Raw genomic sequence first — 19657 nt, 5'->3', positions numbered from 1 at the left:
AACACCCGTTTCCTGTACGGGTAAGTGCTGCGTTCTGTAAGGGTTGTTGACCGTAACCGCGTGCGCGGAGGCATAGGTGGATCAGGAACGCCGCCCGGAATCGCCGGGCGAAGCCGAAGGTACGTCCGAGCTCTTCAGCGCCCTGGGCAAACAGATCCGGGTGCTGCGCGAGCGGGCGGGCCTGACCCAGCGGGAATTCGGCCGGTCGGTGGGGTACGGCGAGGCCCAGGTCTCGGCGATGGAAAGGGGCGTACGCATTCCGCAGCCCGACTTCCTGGACCAGGCTGACGAACTCCTCAGCGCAGGCGGCCTGTTGAGCGTCGCCAAGGACGACGTACGCAAGGCCCAGGCGAAGGCCCGCACGCGGCACCCGGCGTGGTACCGGGATTACGCGAAGCTTGAAGCTGAGGCCATCGAGTTCCACAACTACAACAACCAGGCAGTGCACGGGCTGCTCCAGACCGAAGACTACGCGCGAGCCATCTTCACGCATCGGCGCCCGCTGCTGAACGAAGAGACCGTCGAAACCCGCGTGGCCGACCGGCTGGCCCGCCAGCAGATCTTGGAGCGCTGGACGTCGGCGACGTACAGCTTCGTCCTCGAAGAAGTCATCCTCCAGCGCCCTGTGGGCGGACGGTCCGTGCTCGACGCGCAGTTGCGGCAACTATTGCGGATCGGCCGACTGCGCAACGTGGAGATCCAGGTGCTGCCGACCGATCGCGAGGAACACCCGAACATGGACGGCTCGTTCACCCTCATCACCACCAAGAGCGGCCACCAGGTGGCATACACCGAGATCCAGGGCTACCCACGCCTGATCACCACCGCGAAAGAGGTCCGCCACATCACGGACCGCTATGGGATCATCCGGGCGCAGGCTCTCACCCCACGGGAGTCGCTGTCCCTGATCGAGAAGATGCTGGGGGAACTATGAACACCACCGAACCGGTCTGGTTCAAGAGCACGTACAGCGGCGGCGAGGGCGGCGAGTGCATAGAACTCGCCTACACCTGGCGAAAGTCGAGCTACAGCGGCGGCGAAGGCGGCGAGTGCCTTGAACTCGCTTACGCCTGGCGGAAGTCCAGTTACAGCAGCGGAGCGGGAGGCGAGTGCATCGAAATCGCCGCCCACCCCTCCACCGTCCACATCCGGGACTCCAAGGACCCGCAGGGTCCTCAACTGGCCGTCGCGCCGGAGGCATGGGCGGCGTTTGCCGCGTACGCCGCGCAGTGAGCGCCGGCATGACGACGCGGCCGCACCCCCTTCGGGTAGGGGTGCGGCCGCGCCTTGGCCCGACTCAGGCCTGCTCGAAGATCCACTTCTGGAAGCGGAGCCCCTCGAAGGGCTGGACGGTGAGCTGGGTGCCCCGCTGACCGTCGGGGAGGGTCACGACGCCGTCCATGTACGGGAAGGCGATGCGGAACAGGTTCTCGCCGACGGGCTCGACCGACCACCGCTCGGGGAAGGGCTGCACCGCGACCCGCGGCGGGTAGATGCGCAGGGCGCTCAGAGCGAAGAACACCTCACCACTGCCGAGCGAGCTCCTGATCTGGTACTCGTTGATGCCGTTGATGCAGGTGAACCGCCACTTCTGGTTGGGCTCCTTGCTCAGCGGCCAGCCGATGATGGGCGCGTTCGGCAGCGGGCTCCCGCCGGAGACGTCCGCGTACAGGTCTTCGGCGGCGTTCTTGATCAGGTACTCGCCATCGGGCAGGATCGGCATGAAAGCCTCCAGGTCAGGACGGTGTACGGGTCTGATCGAGCTCCCTCACCCTATGAGCGGACTGGTCGGAGCGTAACGGTCGGATCCGGTCGGTCCCGCATCAATCAACATGGCTTGCCGATAAGGGACTTGAGCGCATACGTACGCCCGGAACGGCACCATCCACCGCCCGGAACCAGCCAGGCCGTGCTTCCGCATACCGACCCAACCACCCCCGGACCGGCCCCGCGCCCGCGTCAAGCCGCCTCCGCGCCACACCGCACGCAGGCGTCCCCGCCCGGCCACGGGGCCCGGTGGAGCTCCGCCCGGTTTGCGTCTACGAGGTGAAGTGGGCATCCACGCCGCAGAGGGCGCGGCGTACCAGCCCTCCTGACGATTCACCCCCCGCCGCACACACGCCAACGCCCGCGCCCCCGGCAGGCGGGGCGCGGGCGTCTCAGGGGCGGGGCGGTCAGGCAGCGGCCGGGACGGCCACCTTCTGCTCCGGCTCGCGAGCGTCGTGGTCGTCGTCGACCGGCGAAAGGTGCACCGCGTTGAAGACATCGCGGTCCAGGATGTTCTCCCGGGCCGCCACCACGACCGGCACCAGCGACTGCCCCGCCACGTTGGTCGCCGTACGCATCATGTCCAGCACCGGGTCGATCGCCATCAGCAGGCCCACGCCCTCCAGGGGCAGGCCAAGGGTGGAGAGGGTCAGGGTCAGCATGACCGTGGCGCCGGTCAGGCCCGCCGTGGCCGCCGAGCCGATGACCGACACGAAGGCGATCAGGACGTAGTCGCCGACGCCGAGGTGCACATCGAAGATCTGGGCGATGAAGATCGCGGCGAGCGCCGGGTAGATCGCCGCGCAGCCGTCCATCTTGGTGGTCGCACCGAACGGCACCGCGAAGGACGCGTACTCCTTGGGTACGCCGAGCCGCTCGGTGACCTTCTGCGTCAGCGGCATCGTGCCCACCGAGGAGCGGGAGACGAAGGCCAGTTGGATCGCGGGCCAGGCACCCTTGAAGAACTGGATCGGGTTGACCTTGGCGACGGTGGCGAGCAGCAGCGGGTAGACGCCGAACATCACCAGGGCGCAGCCGATGTAGACGTCGGCGGTGAAGGTGGCGTACTTGCCGATGAGGTCCCAGCCGTAGTCCGCGATGGCGAAGCCGATGAGGCCGAGGGTGCCGATCGGGGCGAGCCGGATGACCCACCACAGGGCCTTCTGGAGCAGCTCCAGAACGGCTTCGCTGAGGGTCAGGATCGGCTTGGCCTTCTCGCCGAGCTGGAGCAGCGCGATACCGGCGACGGCGGCCATGAACACGATCTGCAGCACGTTCAGTTGGGTGAACGGCGTGATGATGTCGGTCGGGATGATGCCGGTGAGGAAGTCCAGCCAGGAGCCCGTGTGCTTGGGCAGCTTGCCGTCCTTCGGGGTGAGGCCGGTGCCGGCGCCCGGGTTGGTGAGCAGGCCGATGGCGAGGCCGATGGCCACCGCGATCAGCGACGTGATCATGAACCAGAGCAGCGTGCGCGAGGCCAGCCGGGCGGCGTTGTTGACCTTGCGCAGGTTGGTTATCGACACCAGGATCGCGAAGAAGACGAGCGGCGCGACGGCCAGCTTCAGGAGCTGGACGAAGATGCTGCCGATCTGCTCAAGGGTGGACTTGAGCCAGCTGATGTCCTGGCTGCGGGCGAGCCAGCCGAGCAGGCCGCCGAGGACGAGACCCGCGATGATCTGGGCCCAGAACGGGAACTTGGACGATATGGAGAAGCCGCGCTTGGGCTTCTCGTCGGTGGTCGCGGTGGACGCGGACACGGACACACTCCCGGGTGAGCGGAGACGGAGACGTTCGAAGAAGAGCGCGGCGCCCGTTCACAGAGGACTGGTCAGCGTGGACCGGTCGCAGAAGGCTGGGGACACCGCCGCATGATGCCGGGGTCAGACGTCGCGGCAACAGACCGCGGACATGCAGCGGCAGAGGTCGACATGCAGACGCGCCACGAGCGGAACGGCTCCGCCGGTGGGGTGCTGGTGCACTGCTGCTGTCGTCATGTCGAACACGTTAACACTTGAACTTTGAGAACCTCAAAGCAGTTCTTTTACCCGGGATGACCCGAACCCCGCCCCGGGTTCGGCGTGAACTGGCCGCCCCACGGCCGGAAATGGCGATGGCCCCGCCCCGAAGCGTTGGCTTCGGGGCGGGGCCGTCGGAATGTGTGAGGTGCCTTACTCGGCGACGCGGCGCCTACTGGACGAGACCGTCCTCCTGGGAGCGGTTCGCCTCCAGCTTCGCCTTGGCGTGCTCGACCTTGGTGACGAGCTGGGCGGACATCGCGTCGCGCTGCTTGCGCAGGAGCACGAAGCTGAGCGGCGCCGAGATGACGAGCGCGAGCAGGATGACCCAGACGAAGTTGGCGTGGCCGAGGCCCTTGGGCAGCACCCCGAACTGGACCAGCAGGCCGACGAAGACCAGGCTGCCGATGAAGATCCCCACGCGCAGCATGGTGTACCAGATGGTGGCGCTCGGCTTGGCGGCGTTCACGACTGACCTTCTCTCTACGGTTGCCCCTGCCCGACTAGTGAAGCACGCCCGCAATTGGATCTATTGGGCGGGCGCCCGCCGGCCTCGGCTCAGTGCAGCGGGAGCAGCATGATGATGTCGTCCCGGTCGTCTCCGTCGGCGACCCGGATGGCGCCGGGCACCCGCCCGACCTCCTTGTAGTCGCACGAGGCGTAGAACCGGTCGATGCCGGTCCCGCCCCGGCAGGTGAGCCGGATCGCCTCGATGCCGTCGAAGCCGCGTACGGCATCGGCGGTCGCCGCCATCAGGTCGCGCCCGTATCCCTTGCCCTGGTGACCGGGGTGCACCATGACCGTGTACAGCCACACCCAGTGCTTCATCAGGCGGTGCGCGTTGTACGCGACGAACGCGGTGGCGGCGACCCGCCCCTCCTCGTCGTACCCGACGAGCAGCCGCATCCGCCCCTCGGCCATGGCCGCGAAGTGCTTGACGAGTTCGGGGCGTACGTCCTCGACGGTGACCGGCGGTACGAATCCGACGGCCCCGCCCGCGTTGGACACCTCGGCCCACAGGGCGAGGATGCCGTCCCGCAGGGCGGGCGTGACCGGCGGGTCGAGCTGGAAGGTGAGTGCCATGGCGGCCACGCTCAGAAGCGCATCGGCTGCGGCGTCTCGCGCAGCTCCGTGTCCGGGCCCGGGTACTCGCGGATGATCTCGTACCGCGTATTGCGCTCCACGGGGCGGAAGCCGGCCTCGCGGATGAGGTCGAGCAGGTCGTCCCGGGTCAGCTTGTTCGGCGTGCCGTAGTTGTCGGCGTCGTGCGTGATCTTGTACTCGACGACCGAGCCGTCCATGTCGTCCGCGCCGTGCTGGAGCGCGAGCTGGGTGGTCTGGAGGCCGTGCATGACCCAGAAGCACTTCACGTGCGGCACGTTGTCGAACAGCAGGCGGGAGACCGCGAAGGTCTTCAGGGCCTCGGCGCCGGTCGCCATCGTGGTGCGCGCCTGGAGCTTGTTGCGGACCTTGCCGTCCTGCATGTCCACGAAGTCGTGCTGGTAGCGCAGCGGGATGAAGACCTGGAAGCCGCCGGTCTCGTCCTGGAGTTCGCGCAGCCGCAGCACGTGGTCGACGCGGTGGCGCGGCTCCTCGATGTGCCCGTACAGCATGGTCGAAGGGGTCTTGAGGCCCTTCTCGTGGGCGAGCCGGTGGATGCGCGACCAGTCTTCCCAGTGGGTCTTGTGGTCGACGATGTGCTGGCGTACTTCCCAGTCGAAGATCTCGGCGCCACCGCCGGTCAGCGACTCCAGACCGGCGTCGATGAGCTCGTCCAGGATTTCACTCGCGCTCAGCCCGGAGATCGTCTCGAAGTGGTGGATCTCGGTCGCCGTGAACGCCTTGAGCCCGACGTTCGGCAGCGCCTCCTTGAGGGCCTTGAGCGAACGCGGGTAGTAGCGCCAGGGCAGCGTCGGGTGCAGCCCGTTGACGATGTGCAGCTCGGTGAGGTTGTCGTTCTCCATCGCCTTGGCGAGGCGGACGGCCTCCTCGATGCGCATCGTGTACGCGTCCTTCTCGCCCGGCTTGCGCTGGAACGAGCAGTACGCGCACGACGCCGTGCACACGTTGGTCATGTTGAGGTGACGGTTCACATTGAAGTGGACGACGTCGCCGTTCTTGCGGGTGCGCACCTCGTGGGCGAGCCCGCCGAGCCAGGCCAGATCGTCCGACGCGTAGAGCGCGATACCGTCCTCGCGGCTGAGCCGCTCACCGGCCCGGACCTTCTGCTCCAGCTCGCGCTTGAGTCCCGCGTCCATCAAGGCCGCCTCCCATACGTGTGTCTTTCAGGCTCCACCAAAGGTACGCCCCGACCTACTCGGGCAGTTCTCCGACCCGGTTCTCCCACTTCGTGGAGAGCACGATCGTGGTGCGGGTGCGCGAGACGCCCTTGGTCGATCCGAGCCGGCGGATCGTCTTCTCCAGGCCGTCGACGTCGCCGGCCCGGATCTTGAGCATGTACGAGTCGTCGCCCGCGATGAACCAGCAGTCCTCGATCTCGGCGAGGTCGCGCAGTCGCCGGGCCACGTCCTCGTGGTCGGCGGCGTCGGAGAGCGAGATGCCGATCAGCGCGGTGACCCCGAGGCCGAGCGAGGCCGCGTCAACGGTGGCGCGGTATCCCGTGATGACCCCGGCCGCCTCCAGCCGGTTGATGCGGTCGGTGACGCTGGGGCCGGAGAGCCCGACGAGCCGGCCCAGTTCCGCGTACGAGGCCCTGCCGTTCTCGCGCAGTGCCTGGATGAGCTGCCTATCGACGGCGTCCATATGCCTGAAGCCTTCCATTGTTCAGCGATACCGCGAGTTTACGTGTAGAATCTAAGGCATGCAGGGTCAACACCCTGTGATTCATGCAGCTGTGTGGATAAATTTCCAGCAGATCAAAGACGATCTTTCAGGAGTTGTCACCGTGTACACGATCGAGATGGCCTACGCCCGGATGCGCGAGCTTCAGGACCTGGCCAACCGCTCTCGTGCCCACCAGCCGTCCGCGACGAAGCACCGCGCCGTGAAGCGCGCCGCCAAGAAGAAGCGCTGACCCCGGCGGGAGCCTCCCCCAGGTCTCGGCTTCACTCGACCAGGGGGCGCCCCGATCCGATCTCTCCCTCCCAACGGCGGTACAGGCCGTGCGGCACCCCTGCCGCATCCAGCACCCGCCCCGCGACGAAGTCCACCAGATCCTGGATGTGCGTCGCCCCCGCGTAGAACGCCGGAGAGGCGGGCAGCACCACGGCGCCCGCCTCGTCCAGCGTCACCAGATGCTTGAGCGTCTGGCCGTTCAGCGGCGTCTCACGCACCGCCACCACCAGCTTCCGCCGCTCCTTGAGCGTCACGCTCGCGGCCCGCTGCAGCAGATCCTTCGAGAGCCCCAGCGCCACCCCGGCCACGCAGGCCGTCGAGGCCGGCACGATGAGCATCCCCTTCACGGGGTACGAGCCCGACGAGGGCCCGGCGGCCAGATCCCCGGCCGCCCAGTGCCGCACGCCCTGCGTGCTCACCTCGAACGCGTGCGGCTTCCCGTCCGCGCCCCGCGCCAGCCAGGTCCGCAGATCGTCCTGCCAGTGCGCGTCCCGGAACGCGATGCCGGTCTCGTCGAGCAGCGTGAGCCGCGCGGCCCGCGACACCACGAGATCGACGCTCTCCCCGGCCGCGAGCAACCCCCGCAGCACCGCCGCCGCATACGGCGTCCCGGACGCACCCGACACGCCGACGATCCACGGGGTGCGCTGCTGACTGTGTACGTTCACGTGCTCCACGTGTCCGAGCCTATCGGGGCACCCCTAGACGGTGAGGCCCCGGACCAGGAGGTCGAGCAGCGCGCACCCGAACAGGGCGATTCCGATGAAGCCGTTGACCTGGAAGAACGCCCGGTTGAGGCGGGACAGATCGTGCGGCTTGACGAGGGTGTGCTCGTACAGGAACGCCCCGAGCACGATCAGCAGGCCGAGCCAGAAGAAGAATCCGGCCCCGGTCGCCACGGCGTACCAGACCAGCAGCGCCATCGTCACGCTGTGGCAGCCGCGGGCACCCTGGATCGCGGCCGGGATGCCGAACCGGGCCGGGACCGACTTCACGCCGTGGCCGCGGTCGGCTTCGACGTCCTGGCAGGCGTAGATCAGGTCGAAGCCGCCGATCCAGATGCCGATGGCGAGGCCGAGGATCACCGAGTCCCAGGACCAGGCCCCGGTGATCGCGATCCAGGCGCCGACCGGGCCCATCGCCTGCGCGATGCCCAGGATGGCCTGCGGGAAGTTCGTGAACCGCTTCCCGTACGGATAGACCACCATCGGGATCACCGCGACCGGGGCCAGCGCCAGGCACAGCGGGTTCAGCGCGGCGGCCGCGCCGAGGAAGACGACCAGGGCGATGAGCGCGCCCGTCCAGGCGGAGCGCACCGACACCGCGCCGGTGACCAGTTCGCGGCCCGCGGTGCGCGGGTTGCGGGCGTCGATCTCGCGGTCGATGATCCGGTTGCAGGCCATCGCGAAGGTGCGCAGCCCCACCATCGCGAGCGTGACCAGGAGCAGCCGCACCCAGTGGATGTTCTTGTCGAGCTGGAACATCGCGGTCAGCGCGGCGATGTAGGCGAAGGGCAGCGCGAAGACCGAGTGCTCGATCATGACCAGGCGAAGAAACGCCTTGGTGCGACCGGGCTGCGGGACTGCTGCGGCGGCGCTGCTCACAGGCCGTACTCCGGTTCATCCCCGCGCGGGCGGGGAAACCCCGGCTCCGCGCTGCCGTTCTCCATCATCTGCCTCCGCCTCACAGCCCGTATTCCTTCCAGCGCTTGGTGACCCGTTCGGCCGTCTCCGGGTCCGACTCGACCATCGCGGGCCAGCCGCCGTCCCGCGTGTAGCCCTCCTCGGGCCACTTCGCGGTCGCGTCGATGCCCGCCTTGCCGCCCCAGAACTGCTGGTAGGAGGCGTGGTCGAGGTGGTCGACCGGTCCTTCGACGACGGTGAGGTCGCGGGCGTAGTCGGTGTTCCCGAAGGCCCGCCAGGACACCTCGTGCAAGTTGTGGACGTCGCAGTCGGCGTCCACGATCACGATCAGCTTGGTGAGCGACATCATGTGCGCGCCCCAGATCGCGTGCATGACCTTCTGCGCGTGCTTGGGGTACTTCTTGTCGATCGAGACGATCGCGCAGTTGTGGAAGCCGCCCGATTCCGGCAGGTGGTAGTCCACGATGTCCGGCACGATGATCTTGAGGAGCGGGAGGAAGAACCGCTCCGTGGCCCGGCCGAGCGGACCGTCCTCGGTCGGCGGCCGGCCGACCACGATGGACTGGATCAGCGGGCGCCTGCGCATCGTCACGCAGTCGATCGTGAGCGCGGGGAACGGTTCCTGCGGGGTGTAGAACCCGGTGTGGTCGCCGAAGGGCCCCTCGGGGAGCATCTCGCCCGGCTCCAGCCAGCCTTCGATGACGACCTCGGCGTTGGCCGGGACCTGCAGCGGCACGGTCTTGCAGTCGACCATCTCGATCCGCTTGCCCTGGATGAACCCGGCGAACAGGTACTCGTCGATGTCCCCGGGCAGCGGCGCGGTGGAGGCGTACGTCACGGCCGGCGGGCAGCCGAAGGCGATCGCCACGGGCAGCCGCTCGCCCTTCTTGGCGGCCACCGCGTAGTGGTTGCGGCTGTCCTTGTGGATCTGCCAGTGCATGCCGATGGTGCGCTTGTCGTGGCGCTGGAGCCGGTAGAGCCCGAGGTTGCGGACCCCGGTCTCGGGGTGCTTGGTGTGGGTGAGCCCCAGGTTGAAGAACGAGCCGCCGTCCTCGGGCCAGGTGAACAGCGCGGGCAGCCGGTCGAGGTCGACATCGTCGCCGGTGAGCACGACCTCCTGAACGGGCGCGCTGTCCTGCTTCACCTTCTTCGGCGGCACGTGCACCATCGAGCCGAGCTTCCCGAAGGCCTCCCGGATCCCGACGAAGCCCTGCGGCAGCTCCGGCTTGAGCAGCCCGCCGATCCTGTCGCTGATCTCCGCGTACGACTTCAGGCCGAGCGCCTTGAGCAGGCGCCGGTCGGTCCCGTACACGTTCATGGCCAGGGGCATCGCGGCGCCCTTGACGTTCTCGAACAGCAGCGCCGGACCGCCCGCCTTGTTGACCCGGTCGACGATCTCGCCGACTTCGAGGTACGGGTCGACTTCGGCCTTGATGCGCTTGAGGTCGCCCTCGCGCTCCAGCGCCCTGAGCAGCGAGCGGAGATCGTCGTAAGCCATGGGGTCAAGTATCGGGCACCCGATACCCTGGGCCCGTCACCGGGGCCGAGGCACGGCCCGCAACCGCTCCCGGGGGGACCGCCCAACCATGCTCAGGTATCTGCCGTTCCTGCTGGTCCTGGCGCTGTGGATCTACGCGTTCATCGACTGCCTCAACACCCCGGAACAGGACGTCAAGGGCCTGCCCAAGGTGGTGTGGATCATCATCGTGCTGCTCTTTGGCGAGGTCCTGCTCGGCCCGGTCGCCTGGCTGGTGGCCGGCAAGGTGCGGCGGGCGCCCGCGCGCTACGTCGCTCCCGACGACAACCCGGAGTTCCTGGCCTCCCTGAACAGGGACGAGCCGTAGCAGTCCGCCGCGTCGATGCCGTCACCGCCGGTTGACGTACGCGTCCCTCAGCTTCCGCCAGTGCTCCGGCGACCAGGACGACCAGTCCTTGGGGCGGCCGTCCAGCGCGTCGGCCAGGAACTCGAAGTGGTTGTGCCAGCCGGCGAGGCAGTCCAGACGCATCGATTCGCTGCCGGGGAACCCGTTGGTGAAGCGGACGGCCGTGCCGTCCGGGCCCTCCGGTTCCAGGTGGAACCTGATGCGGCCGTGCAGGTCGACGGTGTACTCGGCGACGCGGTCGACGTCCCAGGCCGTGACGGTCCCGCTGTGCACCCCGTCGGCCTCGTTGTTCAGCCAGCGCAGCGTGACCGCGCCGCCGAGCCGGGGTTCGAGGACATCGGCGGCGGCGAGCCAGCCGGGCAGCCCCTCGGGCGTCGCGACGGCCGCCCAGACCTCTTCCACCGGATGCGGCAGATGCAGCTCGTAGTGGAGCAGCCAGGCGCCGTCCTGAAACGCGCTGGTGCCATAACCAAGGAGCTCGGTCATGGCACCAGTGTCTCTCCGTACGGAACTACACGCCTGCGTAGGAGTGCTTTCCGTTCACGAAGATGTTGACGCCGTAGTAGTTGAACAGCCAGCAGCCGAACGCGATCAGCGCGAGGGTGGCGGCCTTGCGGCCCTTCCAGCCGGCGGTGGCGCGGGCGTGCAGGTAGCAGGCGTACGCGACCCAGGTGATGAAGGACCAGACCTCCTTGGGGTCCCAGCCCCAGTAGCGGCCCCAGGCGTCGCCCGCCCAGATCGCGCCCGCGATGATCGTGAACGTCCACAGCGGGAAGACGGCCGCGTTCACGCGGTACGCGAACTTGTCGAGCGAGGCGGCGGCCGGCAGGCGCTCCATGACCGAGGTCGCGAAGTTGCCCGGCGTGCCGCCCTCGGCGAGCTTGGCCTCGTACTTGTCGCGGAAGAGGTAGAGGATCGTGGCGACCGCGCCGACGTAGAAGACCGCGCCGCAGAAGATCGCGGTGGAGACGTGGATCCACAGCCAGTACGAGTGCAGCGCGGGAACGAGCTGGTCGCTGGCGGTGTAGAGGACGGTGACCGCGAGGCCGAGGTCGAGCAGGACCGTGGTGACCAGCGGCAGTCCGAGCCAGCCGATGTTCTTCTTCAGGGCGAGGAGCGTGAGGTACACGCCGACCGCGACCGTGGAGAAGGTCAGGTTGAACTCGTACATGTTGCCCCACGGCGCCCGCTGCACGGACAGCGCGCGGGTCAGCACACCGGAGAACTCGATGAGGAAGGCGAGGACCGTCAGCGAGACGGCGATGCGGCCGTAGAGGTCGCCCTTCTCGTCGCCGCCGGAGGCACCAGGGCCGTCCGGCACGTCGCGGGCGCCCGAGACGGAGCGCGTCACGATCTTGGGCCGTTCCAGGACGGCGGTGCCGCCGTTCTTGGTGGCGACCTCGACCTTGACGGTGCCGGCGTCCTGGCCGTCCTGCGCGGCGCCGGTCAGCGCGGCCGCCGTGCGGGCGACCTTGCTGCGGCTGCCGAAGAGCCACTCGGCCATGTTGGCGAAGAAGGCCAGCAGGTACACGGCCATCGACGAATAGATCAGGTAGTTGCTGGTGTGCGCCAGGCTCTCATTGGTGGCGGCGGCGAGATTCACTTCTCAGCCCCTTCGGCAGGAACAACTGAGGATTCGGGTTCGGGATCCGGCGCGGTCGGCGCCTGCGGGATGAGCGTGACCGCGAGATCGGCCAGCTCCTCGGGTAGCTTCGCGGACTCACTGCGGCCGAGTCCGGCCATCTCGACGACGGTGACTCCGTCGTCGCCCGTGACGGCCCGGACCCAGATCCGGCGCCGCTGGATGAACAGGGAGCCGGCGAGTCCGGCGATGGCACCGATCGCACCGGTGAGGGCGAGACCGTTGGCCGGCTGGTGGGAGATCTGGAAGCTCGCCCACTGCTTGATCGCGCCGGGCCCCTTGTCGAAGGTGATCGACCCGGCGCCGTCGGGCAGGTCCAGGCTCTCGCCCGGCAGCAGCAGCTTCTTCAGGATGTTGCCGTTGGCGTCCTTGAACGGCTTGATGGAACGGCTGCTGGTGTCCAGCTGGTACACGTTCTTCGGCAGTCCCGAGTCGACGCCGAGGTCGCCGTGGTAGGCGCCGACGTTGAGGACCGGGAAGTCGAGGGCGGGGAACTGCGAGAACATCTGGCCGGTGCCCCTGCCGCCGAAGGTCGGCACGAAGAACGCGGCGAAACCGAGCTGGTCCTTGTTGCCCTTGGCGTCCCGGTAGCCGTCGAGCACCTTGATGGCGCCGCTGGACGTGATGTTGTTGTCCATCGGCAGCAGCGGCACCGCGCCGTGGAAGACGACCTGGCCCCGGCCGTCCTTCACGGTGACCGTCGGCGCGTAGCCGTGCGCGAGCAGGTAGACCTTCGAACCGTCCACGTCCAGCGGCTTGTTGACCTCGACGGTCTTCTCCTGGGGCTTGCCGTTGGCGCCCTCGGAGTAGGTGAGGTGCGCCTTGAACTCGCGGGCCGTGCCCTTCTCGGGCCCGGTGCGCTGATACGTCGCGTCGAACCGGTCCAGGGTGAAGCTGAACGGCGCCAGGTCCTCCGTGTTGAACAGCGAGCCGGACTTGAAGTCGTCGAACTGCGTGAGCGTGTTGGAGAACCCGTCGCCCTGGACGACGAGCTTGTGGCCCTCGGACTTGAAGAGCTGTCCGGTGGCGAACGCCACCAGGATCACGATCAGCGAAACATGGAAGATCAGGTTGCCGGCCTCGCGCAGATAGCCCTTCTCGGCGGCGACCGCGTCCCCGCTGATCCGGGACCGGAAGCGGCGCTTCTTGAGCATCGCGAGCGCGGCCTCGCGGACCTGCTCGGGCTCGGCCCCGGTCCGCCAGGTCGTGTACGCGGGCAACCGGGTCAGGCGGCCGGGCGCGGCCGGCGGCAGACCGCGCAGCTGGCCGACGAACTGCCAGGTGCGCGGCACGATGCAGCCGATGAGCGAGAGGAACAGCAGGATGTAGATCGCGGAGAACCACACCGAGCTGTAGACGTGGAACAGGCCGAGCTTCTCGTAGATCGGCGAGATGGTGTCGTGCCGCTTCTGGAAGTCGGCGACCTTCATCTCGTCGACGCTGGTCTGCGGGATCAGCGAGCCGGGGATGGCGCCGAGCGACAGCAGGAAGAGCAGGATCAGCGCGACCCGCATCGACGTCAACTGCCGCCAGAACCAGCGGATCCAGCCGATGACACCGATGCCGACGGGGCCGTTGGACCGCTCCTCGGTGGGGGCGGTCGAGAGCTGCGCCCCGGCTGCGCCGAGGTCGGGCTCCGTACCCGCTTCCCCGACGTCGGGCTCCGGCCCGGCTTCACCGAGGCCGGGCCCCGGGGTCGATTCGGTCTTGCTCATGCGTCAGACACCCACCTGAAAGCCTTGGGACCAGCCCTGCACCTGCTGGACGAGCTCCGCCCAGGCGCCGGTCAGCAGAAGCACACCGGTCACGATCATCATGCCGCCGCCGACCCTCATCACCCATGCGTAGTGCCTCTTGACCCAGCCGAAGGCGCCGAGCGCCTTGCGGAAGGCGACCGCCGCAAGCACGAACGGCAGCCCGAGGCCGAAGCAGTACGCGACCGTCAGTATCGCCCCGCGCCCCGCGCTCGCCTGGTCCATCGCCAGCGCGTTCACGGAGGTGAGCGTCGGCCCGAGGCACGGCGTCCAGCCGATGCCGAAGAGCGCGCCGAGCACCGGCGCCCCCGCCAGACCCGTCACCGGCCGCTTGTGGATGCGGAATTCGCGCTGGGTCATCCAGGGCATGAGGCCCATGAAGAAGACGCCCATCAGGATCATCAGCACGCCGAGGATCTTGGAGAGCGTGCTCCCGTGGTCCTGGAGGTTCTTGCCGAAGTAGCCGAACAGCGCGCCGCCGGAGACGAAGACCGCCGTGAAGCCGAGCACGAACAGGCTCGCGCCCGCGACCATCCGGCCGCGCCGCGCCTCGGCCAGGTCGGTTCCGGTGACTCCGGTGACGTAGGAGAGATAGCCGGGGACCAGCGGCAGTACGCAGGGCGAGAAGAACGAGACGAGGCCACCGAGTACGGCGACGGGCAGGGCCACGAGCAGGGCCCCGCTGAACACCGTCTCGTTCATTCCGCCGACGGCGGCCAGTGCCATCACAAGATCACTTCTCCGCGATCAGCGGGTCGATCATCTGGTGCAGCTTGGTGTCGTCCAGCGCCATCAGGGCGCGTGCGGCGATCTTTCCGTTCCGGTCGAGAACGATCGTCGAGGGAATGGCCTGCGGATTCAGGCTGCCCTTCGGAAAACGCAGAATGAGCTTGCCGATCGGGTCGTACAGACTCGGATAGTCGACGCCGAATTGCTTCTCGAACTGCTGGGCCGGGCCCTTGTCCGTGTCCCGGGTATTGATCCCGACGAACTCGACGCCCTTGGCCTTCGTCTCCTTGGAGACCTTGGCCAGATACGACGCCTCCGCCCGGCAGGGCGCGCACCACGAGCCCCACACATTCAGGACGACGACCTTGCCCTTGAGGCTTGCGACGTCGAACTGCTTGCCGTCGACGGTGTCGCCGGAGAGCTCGGGGGCGTTCTTGCGGTCGCCCTTGGCCACGGTGGAGATGCCGCCGGTGCCGGTGACGAACTTGGTGTCACCGGAACCACCGGACGTACCGCCGGAACTGCAGGCCGTCAGGGTCAACGCACCGGCGGCCGCGGCAGCCGCGGCCAGCGTCAGGGGGCGACGGCGTCGGAAGGCAGGACTCACGGACATGTGAAAAGTTTCGCATGGCGCTTTCGGGGATCTTCCGCGCCCCCCTGGCTGCCCGGAAAGCCCCTTGTCAGGGACGCCTAAACAGACGTCATGAACGTGTTCCAGCCACCGGCGGGGGCCTGTCCCACGTTGAGCGTACGGAGCTTGGCGAGCACCTTCGGGTCCTGAACGTCGAGCCAGTCGACGTACTGCTTGAAGGAGACGAGCCTCACATCCTTCTTCTCGTCCCGCTGCGCCACGATGCCCTTGAACGCCTCCTCGACGGCATCCATGTAGATGCCGCCGTTCCACTGCTCGAAATGGTTTCCGATGTAGAACGGCGCGCGATTGGTTTCGTAGGCGCGCTTGAATCCGGCGAGATACGCCTCGGTTGCCTGCTTGCGCCAGCCGGGATAGTTGGCCGGCGGCGCCTTGGTCGAATTCTGCGACTGGTTGGCGAGGATGTTGTAGTCCATCGACAGGACCTGGAAGGAATGCCCGGGGAAGGGTATTTGCTGGAGCGGCAGGTCCCACAGGCCGTGCCGCTTGACCGGCCACACCTGGGTGCCGCCGGGCGAGGAGGCGTCGTAGCGCCAGCCCAGCTTCTGCGCGGTCGGCAGCAGGTTGTCCTGGCCGAGCAGACAGGGCGTGCGGCCGCCGGCGAGCTCGCGCCGGTAGTCGAACGGCAGCGGGTCCTCGTCCGTCCAGCCGGTGTTGGTCTTCCACTTGGTGACGAAGTCGACCGCCTGGTCTATCTCGCTCTGCCACTGGGCCGGGGTCCAGTGCTCGACGGTGCCGCGCCCGGAGCAGAAGTGGCCGTTGAAGTGGGTGCCTATCTCATGGCCGTCGGTCCACGCCTGGCGGACGTACTTCAGCGTCTCCTTGATGTGCGGATCGGAGAGGTAGCCGATGTCGGAGGCGCCGACGGGGTTGTTCGGCGGCTGGTAGAGGCGCTTCTTCTCCTCGGGCAGCAGGTACAGCCCGGAGAGGAAGAACGTCATGCCTGCGCCGTGGTCCTTGGCGAGCTGGAGGAAGCGCGGGAAGAGGCCGTTGCCGACCTCGCCGGCGCCGTCCCAGGAGAAGACGACGAACTGGGGCGGGGTCTGGCCGGGTTCGAGCGGGACGGGCTTGTCGGGCTGGTGCGGCTGCTTACCGGTGTCCGAAGTGGAACCGTCGCCTATCAGTTTCGCGTCGGCCTTCTTGGCGGCCGCGTCGTCGCCCTTGCCACCCGATCCGCCGCCCGATCCGCCCTTGCCGCAGCCGGCCAGCCCGGCCGCCGCGGCAGCCCCGAGTCCCAGTCCGAGCATGCCCCTTCGGCTGAAGTTCCGACCGATCTCCCGCATCTGTCCGTCCGTCCCCATCGCGTCGCACCGTCGTCTCGTCGTCCACGAAGCCCAAGCGCGTCACCGCAGTTGGACAATATGTGGGATGCCGGGAGGGACGGGATGGTTCCCCCTCCATCGCACAAATCTCCGTAAACCGTACGAGAGGTGGGGCGGGGATGGGGAGGCGGGGGGGGCGGGTCGGGCGTGGCTTGAGGCGGGTCGGGCGCGCGGCACGGCGGCGGGCGCCCGGGCTGCCGGGCCGCCCGGTGGGGGCGGGTCCGGCTGCCGGAGGCGGCAGGCGTCAGGCGCCGAAGGCCTTCGACTTGCCCTTGACCGGCTTGGCGCCGGCCAGCAGATGCGCCGGTACGAGATCGCGGGCGGGCTCGCTGTAGCCCACGGACACGATCCGGTCACCCTGATAGGTGAAACTGGTCAGCGAGGCCAGGGTGCACTGCCGCTTGCGCGGGTCGTGCCACAGCCGCCGCTTCTCCACGAAGCTGCGCACGATCCAGATCGGCAGCTGGTGGCTGACGCACACCGCCTCGTGACCGCGGGCCGCCTCGCGCGCCGCGTCAAGCGCGCCCATCATCCGTACGACCTGCTCGACGTACGGCTCGCCCCAGGACGGCCGGAACGGGTTCGTCAGGTGCTTCCAGTTGGCGGGCTTGCGCAGGGCGCCGTCGCCGACCCCGAAGGTCTTGCCCTCGAAGACGTTGGCCGCCTCGATGAGCCGCGGGTCGGTGGCCAGGTCCAGGCCGTGCACCTTGGCGATCGGGGTCGCCGTCTCCTGGGCACGCTCCAGGGGAGAGGCGACGACGTGGGTGATGTCGCGCCCCGCCAGGTGCTCGGCCACCCGGTCGGCCATCTGCCGGCCGAGCTCGGAGAGGTGGTAGCCGGACCGGCGCCCGTAGAGCACTCCGTCCGGGTTGTGCACCTCGCCGTGCCGCATCAGGTGCACGACGGTGAGGTCGCTCTTGCTGTCACTCATGCGGTGGCCTCCGCTGCGGCACGGGCGGCGGCGGGCAGCGCGGCCGCGATGCGCTCGATCGCGCGCTCGTCGTGGGCGGTCGACACGAACCAGGACTCGAAGGCCGACGGCGGCAGGTAGACGCCCTGCGACAGCATCGAGTGGAAGAACCCGTTGAAGCGGAAGGCTTCCTGCTTCTTCGCGTCGTCGTAGTCGCGGACTTCGCCGTCCGTGAAGAAGACGGAGAACATGTTGCTCGCGGTCTGCAGCCGGTGGGCGACGCCCTCCTTGCTGAGCGCGGCCGTGACGAGCGCCTGGATCTCCCTCGACACCGCGTCGACCTTGGCGTACGCCGCGTCGTCGAGCAGCCGCAGCTGGGCGAGCCCGGCGGCGGTGGCGACGGGGTTCCCGGAGAGGGTGCCCGCCTGGTAGACGGGGCCGGCCGGGGCGAGGTGGCCCATCACGTCGGCTCGGCCGCCGAATGCCGCGGCCGGGAAGCCGCCGCCCATGACCTTGCCGAAGGTCATCAGGTCCGGAGTGACGCCGTCGACGCCGAACCAGCCCGCCTTGGACGTACGGAACCCGGTCATCACCTCGTCGGAGATGTACAGCGCGCCGTTCTTCGCACAGGCCGCCTTGAGCCCGGCGTTGAAACCGTCCTTGGGCGGTACGACGCCCATGTTGCCGGGCGACGCCTCGGTGATCACACAGGCGATCTCGCCGGGGTGCGCGTGGAAGGCGGCGTGCACCGCGTCCAGGTCGTTGTACGGCAGCACGATCGTGTCGCCGGCCTGCGCGCCGGTGACCCCGGGGGTGTCCGGGAGGCCGAATGTGGCGACCCCGGAACCGGCGGCGGCGAGCAGCGCGTCCACATGACCGTGGTAGCAGCCGGCGAACTTGATCACCTTGGCGCGGCCGGTGAAGCCGCGGGCCAGGCGGATCGCGGACATGGTCGCCTCGGTGCCGGAGGACACCAGGCGGACCTGCTCGACCGGCTCGACCCGGGCCACGATCTCCTCGGCGAGCACGACCTCGCCCTCGCCGGGCGTACCGAAGGAGGTGCCGCGGGCGACGGCCTCCTGCACGGCGGCGATGACCTCGGGGTGTGCGTGCCCGAGGATCATCGGACCCCACGAACACACCAGGTCGACGTACTCACGGCCGTCGGCGTCGGTCAAGTAGGGACCCGTACCGGACACCATGAACCGGGGCGTACCGCCCACGGCGCGGAAGGCACGGACGGGGGAGTTCACGCCGCCGGGCGTCACGGCGGAAGCGCGGTCGAAGAGGTTCTGCGAAACTGGGGCGTCGTATTCGTACGGATAGCTCACACACGCCATGGTGGCAGAGGGCCGGACGTTCTTGCGGACTGGTGTTTCACCGCACCCGCGCGGGGGAGGTCAATGACACGATGATCCGCAGATGATCGAGTTGCATCGGCGGATCATCGGGTTGCGCGGTGGGGGCCGCGCCGTCTACAAAGCAGTCGGGCTACAAGCAGTCGGGTGAAGGATATGCATCGCGGTGGCGGACTGGGCGAAGGGACCGACGACCGGGGTCCCGAGCGCGCCCACCGTCGGGGACGGCACAGGCGACGCGACGCCCAGGACCGGATCGAACGGGTCGCGGGCGGCGCAGGGGCGGGGAACGGGAGTGGCCGGATGGGGGTGACCTATAAGTACTTCGGCGCCCCCGACGGCGCCACGGCCGCCCGGGTGCCCGTCACCATGCGCCCCGAGGAACTCGGCGGCGACGAGCTGGGCATGGGCGGCATGTTCACCAAGATCAAGCCGGAGACGGTGGCCGCGATGGTCCTCACCGGCATCCAGGGCATACCGCTGCACAAGGTCCCGCCTCTGGAACTGGTCGTCCTGCACCCCGACTACGCGGTGGTCAAGCTCCCCATGACGGTCGTCGACCCGCTGCGCGGCGTCGGCGAGGAGTCGGTCGGCGCCGCCGCCTTCATCTGGTCCACAGTCCCGGACCGCGGCGGCCCCCGCGACGCCTTCAACGTCTACCAACTCCTGCACGAATGGCAGGATTTCAGCCATCGCCTGCACGATGCGGGGCACCAGGCTTACTGCCTGGTCTGGCCCTGACCACCTGAAGCGCCTGCCCTGGGCCCGGATACGGGCCGGGGTTCGCGGGGCGGGGCCGGGGTTCGGGTGCGGGGGCCGGTGCGGGGCAGGGGCTTCGGCCGGGCTGCCGGGGTCAACAGGGCCAAGGCGCGGGGGCAGCCTTGGGGACGCCGACCTGTGGGGACGA

At 68.6% G+C, this 19657-nt stretch carries 22 protein-coding genes; 5 read left to right on the top strand and 17 right to left on the bottom strand.

All coding sequences use genetic code 11. From position 1 onward, the window contains the following. The first annotated feature begins 76 nt into the window (after positions 1-76). Positions 77-934 (top strand): Scr1 family TA system antitoxin-like transcriptional regulator, encoded by an 858-nt coding sequence (locus ACIBK6_RS28630; protein ID WP_399054282.1) that lies wholly within the window; start codon positions 77-79, stop codon positions 932-934. Next, positions 931-1233, top strand: a complete 303-nt coding sequence (locus tag ACIBK6_RS28625; RefSeq protein ID WP_399054281.1) for a DUF397 domain-containing protein — start codon at positions 931-933, stop codon at positions 1231-1233. The genes ACIBK6_RS28630 and ACIBK6_RS28625 overlap by 4 nt, the downstream gene beginning before the upstream one ends. 64 nt (positions 1234-1297) lie before the next feature. Here ACIBK6_RS28625 and ACIBK6_RS28620 read toward each other — a convergent pair whose 3' ends face one another. The 6 genes from ACIBK6_RS28620 to ACIBK6_RS28595 all read right to left on the bottom strand — a co-directional run bounded on the left by ACIBK6_RS28620 (position 1298) and on the right by ACIBK6_RS28595 (position 6545). Beyond that, positions 1298-1723, bottom strand: coding sequence for an RICIN domain-containing protein (locus tag ACIBK6_RS28620; RefSeq protein ID WP_399054280.1), 426 nt, complete (start codon positions 1721-1723; stop codon positions 1298-1300). 451 nt (positions 1724-2174) lie between these two features. Beyond that, positions 2175-3524, bottom strand: coding sequence for a dicarboxylate/amino acid:cation symporter (locus ACIBK6_RS28615; RefSeq protein WP_399054279.1), 1350 nt, complete (start codon positions 3522-3524; stop codon positions 2175-2177). Between the two features lie 430 nt (positions 3525-3954). Beyond that, positions 3955-4251: a DUF4229 domain-containing protein gene (locus tag ACIBK6_RS28610; protein ID WP_399054278.1), complete on the bottom strand. Its 297-nt coding sequence runs from the start codon at positions 4249-4251 to the stop codon at positions 3955-3957. 89 nt (positions 4252-4340) lie between these two features. Next, on the bottom strand, positions 4341-4865 hold the full coding sequence (locus tag ACIBK6_RS28605; RefSeq protein ID WP_399054277.1) for a GNAT family N-acetyltransferase: 525 nt from the start codon (positions 4863-4865) through the stop codon (positions 4341-4343). 11 nt (positions 4866-4876) lie between these two features. Continuing rightward, on the bottom strand, positions 4877-6040 hold the full coding sequence (gene mqnE / locus ACIBK6_RS28600; RefSeq protein WP_399054276.1) for an aminofutalosine synthase MqnE: 1164 nt from the start codon (positions 6038-6040) through the stop codon (positions 4877-4879). A gap of 55 nt (positions 6041-6095) precedes the next feature. Continuing rightward, the gene (locus ACIBK6_RS28595; RefSeq protein ID WP_053728817.1) at positions 6096-6545 is read right to left on the bottom strand and encodes an Lrp/AsnC family transcriptional regulator; all 450 of its coding nucleotides are present in this window, start codon (positions 6543-6545) and stop codon (positions 6096-6098) included. Positions 6546-6687: 142 nt separating this feature from the next. On the opposite strand from ACIBK6_RS28595, the gene ACIBK6_RS28590 reads away from it, so the two are divergent. Next, complete coding sequence (locus tag ACIBK6_RS28590) at positions 6688-6816, top strand: hypothetical protein (RefSeq protein WP_399054393.1); 129 nt, start codon at positions 6688-6690, stop codon at positions 6814-6816. A 31-nt stretch (positions 6817-6847) separates the two neighbouring features. Here ACIBK6_RS28590 and ACIBK6_RS28585 read toward each other — a convergent pair whose 3' ends face one another. The 3 genes from ACIBK6_RS28585 to ACIBK6_RS28575 form a co-directional block, all read right to left on the bottom strand. After that, on the bottom strand, positions 6848-7534 hold the full coding sequence (locus tag ACIBK6_RS28585; protein ID WP_399054275.1) for a UbiX family flavin prenyltransferase: 687 nt from the start codon (positions 7532-7534) through the stop codon (positions 6848-6850). 24 nt (positions 7535-7558) lie between these two features. Then, entirely contained in the window at positions 7559-8461 is a 903-nt protein-coding gene (mqnP, locus tag ACIBK6_RS28580) for a menaquinone biosynthesis prenyltransferase MqnP (RefSeq protein WP_399054274.1), read from the bottom strand. A 79-nt stretch (positions 8462-8540) separates the two neighbouring features. Further along, positions 8541-9998, bottom strand: a complete 1458-nt coding sequence (locus ACIBK6_RS28575) for a menaquinone biosynthesis decarboxylase (protein WP_399054273.1) — start codon at positions 9996-9998, stop codon at positions 8541-8543. Between the two features lie 88 nt (positions 9999-10086). On the opposite strand from ACIBK6_RS28575, the gene ACIBK6_RS28570 reads away from it, so the two are divergent. Next, positions 10087-10344, top strand: a complete 258-nt coding sequence (locus ACIBK6_RS28570) for a PLD nuclease N-terminal domain-containing protein (protein WP_399054272.1) — start codon at positions 10087-10089, stop codon at positions 10342-10344. Positions 10345-10365: 21 nt separating this feature from the next. Here the strand turns inward: ACIBK6_RS28570 and ACIBK6_RS28565 are convergent, their stop codons facing one another. From ACIBK6_RS28565 to hemL, 8 genes are all read right to left on the bottom strand, one after another. Next, positions 10366-10869, bottom strand: a complete 504-nt coding sequence (locus tag ACIBK6_RS28565) for an SRPBCC domain-containing protein (RefSeq protein WP_399054270.1) — start codon at positions 10867-10869, stop codon at positions 10366-10368. 25 nt (positions 10870-10894) lie between these two features. Continuing rightward, on the bottom strand, positions 10895-11986 hold the full coding sequence (ccsB, locus tag ACIBK6_RS28560) for a c-type cytochrome biogenesis protein CcsB (RefSeq protein ID WP_399054269.1): 1092 nt from the start codon (positions 11984-11986) through the stop codon (positions 10895-10897). Then, the gene (locus ACIBK6_RS28555) at positions 11983-13740 is read right to left on the bottom strand and encodes a cytochrome c biogenesis protein ResB (protein WP_399054268.1); all 1758 of its coding nucleotides are present in this window, start codon (positions 13738-13740) and stop codon (positions 11983-11985) included. The genes ccsB and ACIBK6_RS28555 overlap by 4 nt, the downstream gene beginning before the upstream one ends. A 3-nt stretch (positions 13741-13743) precedes the next feature. Next, the gene (locus tag ACIBK6_RS28550) at positions 13744-14505 is read right to left on the bottom strand and encodes a cytochrome c biogenesis CcdA family protein (RefSeq protein WP_399054267.1); all 762 of its coding nucleotides are present in this window, start codon (positions 14503-14505) and stop codon (positions 13744-13746) included. Between the two features lie 7 nt (positions 14506-14512). Beyond that, complete coding sequence (locus ACIBK6_RS28545) at positions 14513-15121, bottom strand: TlpA family protein disulfide reductase (RefSeq protein ID WP_399054266.1); 609 nt, start codon at positions 15119-15121, stop codon at positions 14513-14515. 77 nt (positions 15122-15198) lie between these two features. Beyond that, entirely contained in the window at positions 15199-16407 is a 1209-nt protein-coding gene (locus ACIBK6_RS28540) for a hypothetical protein (protein ID WP_399054265.1), read from the bottom strand. Between the two features lie 319 nt (positions 16408-16726). Then, positions 16727-17413 (bottom strand): histidine phosphatase family protein, encoded by a 687-nt coding sequence (locus tag ACIBK6_RS28535; protein ID WP_399054264.1) that lies wholly within the window; start codon positions 17411-17413, stop codon positions 16727-16729. Continuing rightward, entirely contained in the window at positions 17410-18732 is a 1323-nt protein-coding gene (gene hemL, locus ACIBK6_RS28530) for a glutamate-1-semialdehyde 2,1-aminomutase (RefSeq protein ID WP_399054263.1), read from the bottom strand. Before hemL ends, ACIBK6_RS28535 begins: the two co-directional genes overlap by 4 nt. A gap of 321 nt (positions 18733-19053) precedes the next feature. Here hemL and ACIBK6_RS28525 point away from each other — a divergent pair, with 321 nt between their 5' ends. Then, complete coding sequence (locus tag ACIBK6_RS28525; RefSeq protein WP_399054262.1) at positions 19054-19491, top strand: hypothetical protein; 438 nt, start codon at positions 19054-19056, stop codon at positions 19489-19491. Positions 19492-19657 lie beyond the last annotated feature (166 nt).

Source organism: Streptomyces sp. NPDC050485 (assembly GCF_044458185.1).
GTDB lineage: Bacteria > Actinomycetota > Actinomycetes > Streptomycetales > Streptomycetaceae > Streptomyces.
The sequence above is the reverse complement of the archived record's forward strand: the minus strand, read 5'-3'. Positions and strand labels throughout refer to the sequence as shown.